The organism is Dolichospermum sp. DET69, from assembly GCA_017355425.1.
GTDB lineage: Bacteria > Cyanobacteriota > Cyanobacteriia > Cyanobacteriales > Nostocaceae > Dolichospermum.
The window spans coordinates 2791479-2804473 of sequence record CP070233.1 but is presented as its reverse complement, the minus strand read 5'-3'; the positions used below and the strand labels follow the sequence as shown (position 1 = coordinate 2804473).

Below are 12995 nucleotides of genomic sequence, written 5' to 3'. Positions count from 1 at the left end.
AAGATAAGGAATTTGTTTTATCTTAATGAAACTGGGAGATAAATGGTATAGCCGGGAATGGTAAATCCACCAATTAAATTACTTATAGCAGCTAGTGGGACAGGTGGACACTTGTTTCCCGCGATCGCTTTGGCTGAAAAATTGCCAGAATACAATATTGAATGGCTGGGTGTGCCAAATCGGCTAGAAACTCAGTTAGTTCCAGAGATATATCCTTTAAATACGCTCGCTGTCGAGGGTTTTCAGCAAAGTTTGAGTCTTAATTCTATCCGCATTTTATTCAAACTTATCAGGTCGGTGCTGACAGTCAGACGGATTCTCAAACAGGGCAAGTTCCAAGGGGTTTTCACAACAGGGGGTTACATTGCAGGTCCTGCGGTGATTGCGGCGCGTTCTTTGGGTTTACCTGTGGTTTTCCATGAATCTAATGCTCTCCCAGGTAAAGTCACCCGCTTTTTTGGTCCTTGGTGTAATGCCGTGGCGATAGGATTTGATGTTACTACTCAATACTTACCTCAGACTAAAACTGTCTGTGTGGGTACTCCTGTCCGTTCTCAATTTTTGGATGAGGGCAGCAATAACACCTTAGACTTACCTGTCCCTAATGGTGTTCCCCTAATTGTGGTATTTGGTGGCAGTCAGGGGGCTGTAGCTGTAAATAAGTTGGTGCGTCAGTCTGCGGCTGCTTTGTTTGAAGCTGGGGCTTACATAGTGCATTTAACGGGTGATAATGATCCCGATATTAACAGTCTTCAACATCCTCAGTATATCGCCTTGCCTTTTTATAATAATATGGCGGCGTTGTTGCGAAGGGCTAATTTAGCAATTAGTCGTTCTGGCGCTGGTAGCTTGACAGAATTAGCAGTTTGTGGTAAGCCAGCAATTTTGATTCCCTATCCCTTTGCAGCGGAAGATCATCAATCTTATAATGCAGAAGTGTTTACTAAGGCTGGTGCGGCTTTGTCTTTTAAACAATCGGAGTTGACCCAGGAAATATTTACAACTCAGGTTTTGAATTTGTTGCAATCTCCAGCAGAATTGGCGAAGATGGGAGAGAAGTCCAAAGCGATCTCTGTTCCTGATAGTGCCGATAAATTGGCAACTTTAGTCCGAGAAGTGCTGGAAAATTAGTTCCTATTAGCTAAAAATCACTATTGCCAAATTATGAGCATTTGGTGATATGGCGCGGTAGGATAGATAATATCTCTCAGACTTGCAACAATCAATTACAAGTATTACGAAGATAAGTAGATAGGCACAATTAAATATAATATGGGCAGGCAGGATGCCCACCCCACAAAAATATTATACTTATTGTGGGGTGGGCTTCTAGCCTGCCCTAATCAACAATATTATTTTGATATTTATTTCAGCCCATCTACTTAAAAGATTAACCAGTCATCATCACGGTGGACTGATACCTATATTTACGTTGGACTAGGAAAATTGCGGACTTTTGTAGTAATAGTTTGACTTTTTACCCTTAGAGAAAAGGATGAAAGGCATTTTTTAGCAGTGAGAAATAGCCTGTTGTAAGATACTGAAACCTGCTGTTATCAGTTTCTGATATTCGCAATATGAATAATTTGCTGGTATAGAAAATCATCATAACAGTTTTACTCAGCTAAACAAGGAGAATCAGAGTTTGGTAATGGAACGGTTGAAACAAGACTTAAAAAATGACCTGATTGCTGGTTTGTTGGTGGTAATTCCCCTTGCAACCACTATCTGGTTAACAATTACCATAGCCACCTGGGTAATTAACTTTCTCACCCAAGTTCCTAAGCAACTCAATCCCTTTGACGGTTTAAACCCAATATTGGTGAATGTACTTAATCTTTTGGTAGGTTTAGCCGTGCCATTATTAAGTATTCTCATTATTGGCTTAATGGCCAGAAATATTGCTGGGCGATGGTTACTAGATTTAGGTGAACGGTTATTACAGGCGATTCCTTTAGCTGGACAAGTGTATAAAACCCTCAAGCAACTATTAGAAACTCTCCTAAAAGATTCTAATGGTAAATTTCGCCGAGTAGTCTTAGTAGAATATCCTCGTGTGGGTATTTGGGCGATCGCATTTGTGACAGGAGCAATGAGCAATGAAATCCAAAATCAAATGTCTCGTCCCGTAATTAGCCTATTTATCCCCACTACCCCCAACCCAACAACAGGATGGTATGCAGTAGTACCAGAAGCAGATGTGATCAACCTCTCCATATCCGTTGAAGATGCTTTTAAAATAGTTGTCTCCGGTGGGATAGTTGCCCCCAATATCCAGTCATCTCACGTCCCTGCACTGTCAGCAGTGTCAAATTTAGAAATCAAACCGCAGGAAATTCCCGCCGCAGAATAAATTTGACAGCAACCTAGTAAAGTAATTACTACAGAGTGCTTTGCTGTAAAAAAATAGATAAGCTAATTGTTCATCTGTACTAGAACTCACATATTTTTTATAATCCCAACCTATGCAACGTCGTAAACCCCAACAAATAGCCCGTGAATTGGCACTGTTAGCCTTGAGCCAGTTACCAATCAACCCCAAAAAACTAGAAACTCTCTCAGATGATCAATTGGTATCTAAACTAGTTTTAGGGGCAGTCCGTACCCTCACAGTAGAAGTACAGGACACATTGAATATTGCCGCTGGAGAACTGCAACGGAGCAATGATCGCCTATTAACTAGCGAAACTAGAGCCGCCGATTTGAATACAGCTAGAACCATGCTGAAAGAGGCAATCTCCTACACGCAAACGGCTATCAATCAATTAGGTACATCTGTTGATTTTCCTGAATTAATTCAGTTAGCTAATCAAGATAAAGAAGTTCGTAATTACGCCAAAGCAATTATTATTACCGTCAGCGAAAACCGTCAGGCTATCGAAGAATTTATTTCTCATGCCTTAATAGATTGGCAAGTTACCCGTTTAGCTCAAATTGACAGGGATATCCTGCAAATAGCTACCGCAGAAATAAAATTTATGAAAGTTCCTGACAGCATCGCCATTAACGAAGCTGTAGAATTATCTAAACGTTACAGTGGAGAAGATGGCCACCGTTTTATTAATGGTGTTCTTCGTCGAGTTAGCGAACAAAAATTGGTCAGTGGTCATTAGTCAGTGGTCATTAGTCAGTGGTCAGTGGTCAGTGGTCAGTGGTAAGACTTTTATTTCTTCTTCTTCTTCCTGACTCCTTCTTCCTGACTCCTAATTAAATTCTTATCTAATAAAGTACAATGGCTTTTAATTGGTTTCGTCGTCCAAATAATGAACCTGCTGATACTCCCCCAACCCAGGAAGAAACACCAGCAGTAGAAGCAACTCAACCAGAAATAACAGTTCCAGATACTGCGGATTTGCTGGCTTTTGCTAAAGCTGCTTATAAGAATATTCAAGAAAAACAACAAATAGAAACAGAATCATCTGTAGCTATTGACGAAGATACTACTACTCAAGAAATAGTAGAAACTCAAGTTGAGGAATTAACTGCACCAATAGAAATAGATGCAACGGGCGCAGAAATTACTGAAGATGTTGTCAGTGAATTACAACCAGAAATAGCGCCAGAACCAGAAACAGCTAATTTATCTTTTTTAGAACGAGCAGAGGCCGAAAGACAAGCCAAACAAGACAAATTAATCGCTAGTGCGATAGAAACGGTTGCACCAGAAACAGCAATAATCACGACAGAACCAGAAATTGAGATTCCAGAACTAGTATTTGATGACGGGTTTAAATGGTCAGCAAAGGTTTTAGCCGCCCAAGGAAGAAAAGCCGAAGATATTTCTATAGAAGAAATTAATTGGTTGAAAAAACTCCGTCAAGGTTTGGATAAGACTCGGCGAAATCTTCTCAACCAACTTAAAGCAATTGTTGGTCAAGGACCTCTTAATCAAGATGCTGTTAATGAAATTGAATCCTTGCTTTTACAGGCTGATGTTGGTGTAGAGGCAACAGATTATATTATTAGTGCGCTACAGAAAAAACTCCTCGCAGAAGTTACTCCACCAGAACAAGCTATTTCTTATCTCAAAGAAATTCTTCGGGATATGCTAGATACACCCTTGCAAAACCAGACAAAACCTAGCTTTGCACCGGAAAAAGACCAACTCACTATTTGGTTAATTACAGGAGTTAATGGAGCTGGGAAAACTACTACCATTGGTAAAATTTCTCACCTAGCGCAAAAATCTGGTTATAAATGCCTAATTGGTGCGGCTGATACCTTCCGGGCTGCGGCTGTAGAACAGGTCAAAGTTTGGGGAAATAGAAGCGGTGTAGAAGTTATCGCCAATCCAGGGAAAAATACAGATCCAGCCGCAGTGGTATTTGATGCGATCGCCGCAGCCCAATCCAGGGGAACAGAACTACTATTAATAGATACCGCTGGGAGACTGCAAAATAAGAAAAACCTCATGGACGAACTGGGCAAAATTCGCAAAACTATAGCTAAAAAAGCCCCCCATGCCCGCGTTGAATCGCTTTTAGTTCTCGATTCTACTTTAGGGCAAAATGGACTGCGACAAGCTGAAGTATTTTCCCAAGCAGCCCAACTGAGTGGCGTGGTTTTAACCAAATTAGATGGAACGGCTAAAGGAGGGGTAGCGCTCGCCGTTGTCCAGCAGTTAGGCTTACCCATTCGCTTTATTGGCGCTGGTGAAGGAATTGAAGATTTGCGTCCATTCTCTAGTTACGAATTTGTAGAAGCATTGTTAAGCGGTTGATAGTGTGGCTCAAAATTGATCATTACTAGGACTTACGCATTGACAAAAAAACTAAATATGTATGGTTGTAAAAACCATATTTACCGTAGGGGTAAAGCACAAGCTCAAACCGTTGTCCCACAGCCATTCTACCCCACCCATCAATCCTGACAGGTGTAGGTTTTTAATATTCTCTGTAAAGGCAAGACCGGGAAGACAAGGAAGGAAAGTAGACAAGGAGGATTTTATCCACAAAATACTCAATTCATGGGTTATTTTGTTACTAACTATACATTCATTTGTCCGGTTTTCCTCCCTTGTCACCTTGTCTACCTTGTCCACCAAGTCTTGTCCTCAAGACAATGTAAAAAACCTACACTTGTCAGACCCCTCAATCCCCTCCCTTCATGCTACGGTGTACACACAAGTCTTCTAAAGTTGCCCCACAACGTTTAGATCCCCCCAACCCCCCTTAAAAAGGGGGGCTAAATTCTTCAAAGTCCCCCTTTTTAAGGGGGATTTAGGGGGATCGGATCACGTTTAGCATCCTGTCTAGAGATGTGTGTACACCGTAGCCCCTCATGAGGGGAGAGGAAGTTTTACGCCAGTAAAACGGGGGTGGGGTTATTCATCATTGATTGGTAGCTGAGTAAGTTTGATATATATTTTCTAGAAAAAGGGATAAATTTTCTATAAAAGAAATCTATCTAAGGAAACATTTCGAGAATTTATGGTATATAGGTTAAATGTTTACAGTCAATATTTGGACATTTTTGATTAAAAGGATAATTACATCTATGTTTTGACCAAAACCCCAGTTACTCAAAACCCATCTGGTTTTTTGTTTGATGATTCTTAATATCTACTCTTTTAGGAATAGAGGTGATTTTGCTAGTTCCAAATTTTTATTTCTCAAGATATATGAAGAGCTAATTCAGTTATGGAAAGATTAGAGGCTACTAATTAATCATAAAAATCACTGATTGCTAAAGACTTATTTTTGACAAATTAGACAATTCCTCCGCAGGGAAAATTAACCATTGAAAATGTCCTCAGCATGAGCTAAGACCTAAAAAATTACTTTAAACAGTTATTCTACTCTTGCTAAAATCAGGAATTTCGTTCAATATGATTTCACAATTTATCAAGAAAGAGTATTTATAAAGAATCCACATTTGCTATTCTTAACTGCAATATTAACCTGTGTCACAATTTCCCCCTCATTCTACTGATAGTAATAGCAGCGTCACTACAGATGTCACTCCTGTGGTGGCACTTAAGGAACTTGTGTCCAGGCTGCACAGAGAACAAAATAAAATTCAAGACTTGCTAAGTTCTTTGGGGTTTGCTCTGAGAAGTTTTAATAATTTAAATCAGTTTTTGGAATTGATTCCTCTCATGGCTACCAGAGTGACAGATGCGGAAGGTAGCGCACTTTTTCTTTATAAACCCAATGGACAAATTAGATTAGAACAACTACATTGGCAAGATAGTCAGCAAAGAAAAAATATTAGAAAAGCCTTAGAAACTGCTAGTAGTCAAGTTACTCTTTTGGCTAACTCAGGGCCTGCTGCTATTTCTACAGGTATTTTAGATGACCAGATGCACGCTATTTTAGGTCCAGATGTACAAATCTTTGGGACAGCTATTTTAGTCAAGCATACAGAACGGGGTTGGCTGTATGTTTTGAGTCGTGATCCTGAATATAGTTGGACAGAAACTAGACAGAAATTAGTGCGGTTAGTGGCAGACCAAACAGCAGTTGCTATTGATAATGATGAACTATCTGTAGAGTTAAGAAAAAAAGAACGTTTAGACCAAGAATTAGAAATTGGTGCGGAAATTCAACGCCGACTTTTACCGCGTCAATGTCCAAATATTCCTGGTTTATCTTTAGCAGCCCGTTGTAAACCGGCTAATCAGGTTGGTGGTGACTACTATGATTTTATTCCTACTAGTCAAAACCAGTTAAAATCCCAGCTTCAAGAATCTACAGAAAATGCTAGTTGGGGTTTGGTAATTGGGGATGTCATGGGAAAAGGTGTTCCCGCTGGTTTAATTATGACGATGCTGCGGGGAATGCTCCGGGGTGAAGTATTGCATGGTAATTCCCCAGCAGGAATTTTGCAAAATTTGAATCGGGTTATGTATGCGGATTTGGAAAATTCCCACCGCTTTGTAACTATGTTTTATTCAGAATATGACCCACAAACGCGGATTTTATCTTATAGTAATGCCGCCCATAATCCGCCTTTGTGGTGGCACGCAGCTACAAAAACTGTAAGCCAGTTGGATACTTTGGGGATGTTAATTGGGTTAGATGCTAATAGTGAATATGAAGATGCTCAGGCACAGTTAGAATCTGGGGATACAGTTATTTATTATACTGATGGTTTAACTGATGCGGCGGCGGCTGGTGGCGATCGCTTTGATGAAGATAATTTTGTTACCTCTTTCCGCACAGCTTGTAAGTATTGTAATAGTCCCCAGGAAATTGTGGAATATCTATTTGATCAAGTGGAGCAATTTATCGGTTCTGAGCGGCAAAATACTGATGATATGACGTTGGTGGTTTTACAAATTGTGTGATTTTATCGCAAATATTCTATATCTATAATTTGATTAACAGTGTCAGGTAAATCTGCTGGAAATGTTACTATTAAAATAGTTAATTGTCAAAAGCGAGTTTACAAATATGTTAACATCACAACCACCCAGAAGAAGAGGCAGAATCTTTCCTGAGTTGACATTATCACCGGAAGAACTAGCTAAACGTAAAGCGGAAAAAGAAGCTTTTCATAAACGTTGTCGAGCAATTTTTGAGCGTGTCCGTCCTGAGTTAATGAAGGAACATTATAATTGGTATATTGCCGTAGAACCGGATAGTGGTGATTATTTCTTTGATCAAGATAAGGAAGTTGCTAGTCAACAAGCACGCGATAAACATCCTCATGCTGTACATTGTATGTTTCGGTTGAATGAAATTGGAGCAGTTGGTAGAATATGATCGAGGGTTATTTTGGCGATGGAAAACAATTATTTTTTGAAGTGGAATATCTATTTGATCAAGTTGAGCAATTTATCGGTTCTGAGCGGCAAAATACTGATGATATGACATTAGTTGTTTTGCAAATTGTGTGATGGTTTATGGTAAAAATTCTATATCTAGAATTTGAGTGATAGTGTAAGGTAAATCTGTTGGAAAGGTATTTTGAGAAATTCCAGTTTCGTTAGTTGCGAGTTTTTTTCCTCTGCGGTAGCACTCAACTAAAACTTCTTCTAAATAGGGATTAAGACTGGGACTATCTTGGAGTAAATCTTCAATACGGTTTCGTTGTTCTGTAATTGTATTTTGCCAAGAGCCACTTCGCAAACCGGGCTGATATTGCCATTTTAGCAAATGCTGTAACAATACCTCCAATCGGCTTTTTAACTCTCTTCGCTCTGACCTTCCCAAGCTTTCAATCTCCTCAACAACCGCTTCCCAATCTACCCCATTCCATTTTCCAGCACGGATTAACTCAGCGGTTTGCTGTGTCCATGTTACGAAATCAGTATCATACAACCGGATTGCTGTCTTGGAAATAGAAACCATGATATTTTTGCAATCTTGTTTGGATGGGTTATTAATAATCTTATTTTAACTCTAAGTCTGTAGAAAATAAAATAAATCCCCGACTTCTTTGATAAGTGGGGGAGTTGGGTATCTAATTCTTTCCAGTTCTATTACTTATCAACTCTGGAAATCGGCATTCTTGGTGGTGCTGTTTTCCACATTAAATCAATTTCTTCCGGTGTGATTTGATAAGCTTGATTAACTAAATCAGAAAGACGATATTCTAATTTTAAAGCTTCATTTTTCCGGCTTTTAATTTCGGGAACATAATCATTATGTGCTTTACGTAAAGCTGTAAATGCTGGTATACTTAAAGGATCTGAAGCTTTTTTAGCAGTTTTTGGTTTTGGCATTCTTTTTCTAACTTCCTCTACAAAGTCTGTAAATTCTAAAGTTGCGAAATCTTCTAGTTTATTTCCCAGTTTCTCAATTTTGTATTCTACTTGCAACCAGTCGAGAACATCTTTATAAACTTGTCCGTTGAGTTTGGTAATTTCAATTAACCGCATGACAATTGCTTCTACTTCTGCGCGAATTTCTTCTGTAGGTTTTGCAATAGGAATATTTTCTGTATAAATGTTTTTTAACCTAAGTGTTTCATTAAGTCCATGAATTGTAGTGCGAGACAAGTAGTACCACATTACAGGAGAATTCAGAACTGCTAATATCCAAAGATCACTTGAACTAAAAATAAAACACAAGTCATTAGTAAAAATACCACTATTATCAAAACAAAACTCTGAATATGTAGATAAGTCTTTCCAAATAATTTTTGGCTGTTCAAATAATTGCCAATAATCAACACTATCCTGAATCTCATACCACTTATAAACACCTGGTTTTCGTCCTTCCCAATTACCATCTTTATTTGTATTCCAATTTTTAGGACGAGGTTCTAATTGCTTTTGATACTGACTAAGATAATTTTTAATAGTAGGATAAGCATCAATATCAATTCCACGACGAGTAAAAATAATCCATAAATTTTCCCATTGAGAAACCCATCTTTTTATATCTTGACCTCTTAAATAAGGTTTAATAATTTCCGCACATTTCGGATTAGCTTGAACTAGCTTATTCTTAGTAGCTTCATCTATTAAAAACGCCTCATTAAAACCTGTAAGTATTCCCCGATAAGGTTTAACTCCAGCAAACTCCTTTAACGGAACTCCTACCCGTTGAATTTTCCGCATTAAATCATCAATCGCAGGAGGTTCTAAACTCCAAGCATTAGCAGTAAAACGTGACCAATAAATAGTGTAACTGTTGTCTTGATTCTGCACATATTGAGTGAGATTAATATTTTTCAATTCCTCACGGGGAACAGCACAAACTAAAACCTTCTCTTCCTCCCTCCTCGCTTGCGGGGAGGGTTGGGGTGGGGTGATTTTCCTCGCTGCGATAATACAGGGAAAAGTATCAGCGTCTTCAAAAATTGGTGCGTGTCCAAAATCAATAATTTGTTCAAACACACTTGACTGAGAAAAGAAGCGTCGTAAAGGTTCACCATAACCAGAACGCAACCATTTATTAGTCACAATATAAGAAAGTATTCCTTCCGATTTCAGAAGATTTAAACCTTTCTCATAGAAATAAACATACAAGTCAGCCGACCCATGATAGCATCTATATTTTTCTTGTAAATAAGATTTTATATCAGATAATAAAAGTTGACGAATATAAGGAGGATTTCCAATTACCACATCAAAACCACCTTCACTAAACACTTGAGAAAATTCACTTTCCCAAACAAAAGGTAAATCTGTAAATTGCAAATCAGCAATTATAGAATTACCGATTTTAATATTATCATCCAAATAAGTTAAAGTTTTTCCCTGAGTTGCAGTTTTCAACCACAAAGATAACTTAGTAATTTCTACCGACTCTGGCGATAAATCCACCCCAAACAGATTATTACTGAGAATAGTTTTATCTAATTCAATATTTTCTGTAATTTGATGTTTCAGAAATCGCAAATTATCATTAACTCGTTGATACTGACTTACAAAATAATCAAAAGCCGCAATTAAAAACGCACCAGAACCGCAAGCAGGATCAACAACTCGCGTTTTTACTAATACTTCATCTCTGTAACTTTCCCAAAATTCAATTTCTTTTTTTTGGCTTTGGGGTGTATCTGCAAATTCCTCTAATTTAAGCTTTTGTCTTAAGTCATCTTCACGTTTTTGTAAATATCCACCAATCGCAACTTCGACAATATATTGAGTAATATAAGCAGGAGTGTAAAATACGCCTAATTTTTTCCGTTTACCTTGTTTTTTATCAAATTTCTGTTTAGCAACATCCGCTTTTAATTCTTCTAAATCTGTAATTGATTGTTCAAAAATCCGCCCCAAAATATCTACAGAAACTTCCGAATCAAAATCAAAGCGCGTTAGTTCTTTAAGTTGCTTACATAAAGGATCTGGAATATTTAATTGTTCATCTAAAATTGGATCATGTTTAAATAAACCACCATTATAACCGGGAATTGGTGGATCTTCATTACCTTGATCAACCCAGCGAAAAACAGCTTGATAATTTTCCCAAATTGACCGAGGATTATAAGCATTTTTGCTATCATGAGCTTTAGCAATTGTCTTTTCTGGTAATAATCCTCTATCTTCACAAAAAGCAATAAATAAAATTCTGTCTAATGTCTTTTGTGCTTTTTCAATTAACACTTGGTCAGGATTAGGAATATTCAACTTACTCCCAAAGCGAAACCAAAAATCTTTAACTATACTTAATCTAACTTGTTTATATTCTTCATAAAGTTGTTTAGTAATGTCCTCTTGTGCTTCTTCAGAAGTTACTAACAATGTATCAATTTTAGATACATCTTTAACTGGTAAAAAGTTTTCTCGACAAAGCAGAAAATAAAATCTTTTAAATTCCTCTAAATCTACCAAATCAACTAATAAAAACTTTTCATAATAAGCCGGAGTCTTATTAGTATGATATAATCGCAATTCTCGATAATTAGAAATAATAATCCAATGACAATCAGGTGTATAATTAGCATAACGCCAACCTTGTTCAACTGCGGATTCTTTTCTGCCTGGTGCGGGTCTATCTAAATCATCTTTTGTACCTTTTAACTCAATTGGTGCAACAACTTTATCCTGTACCTTTCTCTTGTTATTTTCCGTTGCGGTAAATAATCCCAAAGCAGCATCAGCATAACCCCTACCATTAGCAATAGTTTGTTCAGCATTAATTTCCCAAAGTTTACCACCACCTGCAATAATGGAAGAATAACCTAAAACATCTTGAAATATATCTTTGAGAAAATCACCATGTAAAGCAACCTCTTTTTCTTGGTTAAGAGTCCCTGAATTTAAAGCCTCAACCCATTTTGTAATAATTTGGTGACGTGCTTCTAAATCTGAAGGAAACTTAAAATTAACCAAGGCATTTTTTAACACCTTTTTCTGAAATAAAGCTTTAGAAACTTGCTGACTCATATCTTCACATTTTCAGTAGGTTGAGTTGAGAAACATATCCCTTACGGGAGTCGTAGACAAAAACAAGCATAACATATAGTATACATCATACTACCATCACCAACTATCATGTAAATAAGAGAAGATATAGAAATATAACCATGACGGATACATATAGAAAAATTAATCTTACGGGAGGATTACCACCCGAACTAAATCAAAATCAAATTCCATATTCTAAACTAGATTAAAAATATCAAAATCAAGCTATACTACTTATAGTATGACCTTGGGTAATATATGGCTAAAATCTCAATTTCATTGCCAGATGAACTAGTAAATTACATTGATCAAAAAGTTGAAAACCGTAGTGCGTTGATTGAAAGCCTCTTGAAACAATGGCAAGAAAAACAACAAGATAAAGCACTAGCGGCTGCTTGCACTTTGGTTGATGAATTAGAATTAGGTTGGGAAAGTGAATGGCAACATATAGCGATAATTAATCATTATTAATCAACAATAACTGATCCCATTTTTTCAAATTCTCATGTATGACAACATCTGCAAATTCCTTGCTGAAAACTTCAAATAAGACTTAGCCAAATGGTTACTAGGTTCACCAATCAAATTAACAGAACTTAGCCCCACCGAATTATCAAATGATCCAATTAGAGCCGATTCATTAATTTTATTACAATCTGATCAATTAGTTCTACATACTGAATTTCAAACCGGCACAGATGAAGATATGCCCTTTAGAGGGTGTTTGAAAAGTTATGGTTGATGTATCAAATATTTTTTACCCCACCCTAACCCTCCCCTTGTAAAGGGGAGGGAACTGGATTTTTATTGTTTCCCCCCTTTACAAGGGGGGACTAAGGGGGGTAGCAATGTGATGAAAATTACGGAATACCACTTTTCAAACATCCTCTTAGGATGTTAGATTATCGGGTGAGGGTGTATCGCCGCTTTCCTCACAAACAAATGCGGCAAATAGTCGTCTATTTGCGAAAAACAGGATCAGAATTAGCCAATGAAAACAGTTTTAAATTAGAGAGGACTTACCATGAGTTTGATATTATTCGCTTGTGGGAACAACCGACAGATAAATTTCTAACTGTTCCTGGTTTATTACAAAAGGAAATTCAAGAATCTTAATTTTAACTACAGCGATTTTCAATCATATAATGTACATCTTAGCCCCCTCATCGCTTGCGGGGAGGGGGTTGGGGGT

The 12995-nt window shown here is 37.6% G+C and carries 10 protein-coding genes and 1 pseudogene; 9 read left to right on the top strand and 2 right to left on the bottom strand.

The genetic code is table 11. From position 1 onward, the window contains the following. The first annotated feature begins 57 nt into the window (after window positions 1–57). The 7 genes from murG to EZY12_12795 all read left to right on the top strand — a co-directional run bounded on the left by murG (window position 58) and on the right by EZY12_12795 (window position 7840). Window positions 58–1131: an undecaprenyldiphospho-muramoylpentapeptide beta-N-acetylglucosaminyltransferase gene (gene murG / locus EZY12_12825; protein QSX70351.1), complete on the top strand. Its 1074-nt coding sequence runs from the start codon at window positions 58–60 to the stop codon at window positions 1129–1131. Window positions 1132–1651: 520 nt separating this feature from the next. Beyond that, complete coding sequence (locus tag EZY12_12820; GenBank protein QSX70350.1) at window positions 1652–2353, top strand: DUF502 domain-containing protein; 702 nt, start codon at window positions 1652–1654, stop codon at window positions 2351–2353. A 112-nt stretch (window positions 2354–2465) separates the two neighbouring features. Continuing rightward, window positions 2466–3113, top strand: a complete 648-nt coding sequence (nusB, locus tag EZY12_12815; protein QSX70349.1) for a transcription antitermination protein NusB — start codon at window positions 2466–2468, stop codon at window positions 3111–3113. A gap of 119 nt (window positions 3114–3232) precedes the next feature. Further along, window positions 3233–4720 (top strand): signal recognition particle-docking protein FtsY, encoded by a 1488-nt coding sequence (gene ftsY, locus EZY12_12810; GenBank protein ID QSX70348.1) that lies wholly within the window; start codon window positions 3233–3235, stop codon window positions 4718–4720. Window positions 4721–5902: 1182 nt separating this feature from the next. Beyond that, window positions 5903–7288 carry a PP2C family protein-serine/threonine phosphatase gene (locus EZY12_12805; protein QSX70347.1) on the top strand — a complete coding sequence of 462 codons (1386 nt, stop codon included), beginning with the start codon at window positions 5903–5905 and terminating at the stop codon, window positions 7286–7288. Between the two features lie 106 nt (window positions 7289–7394). Further along, window positions 7395–7706, top strand: coding sequence for a hypothetical protein (locus EZY12_12800; GenBank protein QSX70346.1), 312 nt, complete (start codon window positions 7395–7397; stop codon window positions 7704–7706). Continuing rightward, entirely contained in the window at window positions 7703–7840 is a 138-nt protein-coding gene (locus EZY12_12795) for a hypothetical protein (GenBank protein ID QSX70345.1), read from the top strand. The genes EZY12_12800 and EZY12_12795 overlap by 4 nt, the downstream gene beginning before the upstream one ends. A gap of 4 nt (window positions 7841–7844) precedes the next feature. On the opposite strand, the gene EZY12_12790 is transcribed toward EZY12_12795, so the two are convergent. Then, window positions 7845–8294 carry a DUF29 domain-containing protein gene (locus EZY12_12790; protein QSX70344.1) on the bottom strand — a complete coding sequence of 150 codons (450 nt, stop codon included), beginning with the start codon at window positions 8292–8294 and terminating at the stop codon, window positions 7845–7847. A 131-nt stretch (window positions 8295–8425) separates the two neighbouring features. Further along, window positions 8426–11782 (bottom strand): Eco57I restriction-modification methylase domain-containing protein, encoded by a 3357-nt coding sequence (locus EZY12_12785; GenBank protein QSX70343.1) that lies wholly within the window; start codon window positions 11780–11782, stop codon window positions 8426–8428. 279 nt (window positions 11783–12061) lie between these two features. On the opposite strand from EZY12_12785, the gene EZY12_12780 reads away from it, so the two are divergent. After that, the gene (locus EZY12_12780; protein QSX70342.1) at window positions 12062–12274 is read left to right on the top strand and encodes a hypothetical protein; all 213 of its coding nucleotides are present in this window, start codon (window positions 12062–12064) and stop codon (window positions 12272–12274) included. Window positions 12275–12694: 420 nt separating this feature from the next. Beyond that, window positions 12695–12919: pseudogene (locus EZY12_12775) on the top strand (flagellar assembly protein H). The last annotated feature ends 76 nt before the right edge of the window (window positions 12920–12995 follow it).